Consider the following 553-nt stretch of genomic DNA (forward strand, 5'->3'; position numbering starts at 1 on the left):
GGTTCAGCTTCTGCGGGCTGATACGGATGGTGCGCAGAACGGCGCGCGCCTCGTTGTCAGCAAGCCTGCGCGGAGCTTTGGCCTTGCCCATGATTATTTCCTCTTCGCCTTCTTATCCGCGCCGTGACCGTAATAGGTCCGGGTCGGAGCGAATTCACCGAACTTGTGACCGACCATGTCCTCGTTCACGGAGACCGGGACATGCTTCTGGCCGTTGTAGACACCGAAGGTGAAGCCGACGAACTGCGGCAGGATGGTGGAGCGACGGCTCCACATCTTGATCACCTCATTGCGACCGCCTTCACGAACCTTGTCCACCTTCTTCAGAAGGTAGCCGTCGATGAAGGGGCCTTTCCAAATCGAACGAGTCACTTGGCGTTACCTCTTCTTAGCTCTTGCGCTGATGGCGCGAGCGCACGATGAACTTGTCGGTCGCCTTGTTGGACCGCGTCTTCTTGCCCTTGGTCGGCTTGCCCCAGGGCGAAACCGGATGACGGCCACCCGAGGTGCGGCCTTCGCCGCCGCCGTGCGGGTGATCGACCGGGTTCATGGC

1 protein-coding gene and 2 pseudogenes are annotated in these 553 nt (G+C 60.6%); all 3 read right to left on the minus strand.

Annotation, left to right across the window (positions count from 1 at the left end):
* Positions 1-91, minus strand: a pseudogene (locus EOA38_RS38460) (50S ribosomal protein L22); the annotation flags it as partial.
* 2 nt (positions 92-93) lie between these two features.
* Positions 94-372, minus strand: a complete 279-nt coding sequence (rpsS, locus tag EOA38_RS38465) for a 30S ribosomal protein S19 (protein WP_006205463.1) — start codon at positions 370-372, stop codon at positions 94-96.
* A 16-nt stretch (positions 373-388) separates the two neighbouring features.
* Positions 389-553: pseudogene (gene rplB / locus EOA38_RS38470) on the minus strand (50S ribosomal protein L2); the annotation flags it as partial.

It is taken from the genome of Mesorhizobium sp. M1E.F.Ca.ET.041.01.1.1, from assembly GCF_003997355.1.
Classification (GTDB): Bacteria; Pseudomonadota; Alphaproteobacteria; order Rhizobiales; family Rhizobiaceae; genus Mesorhizobium.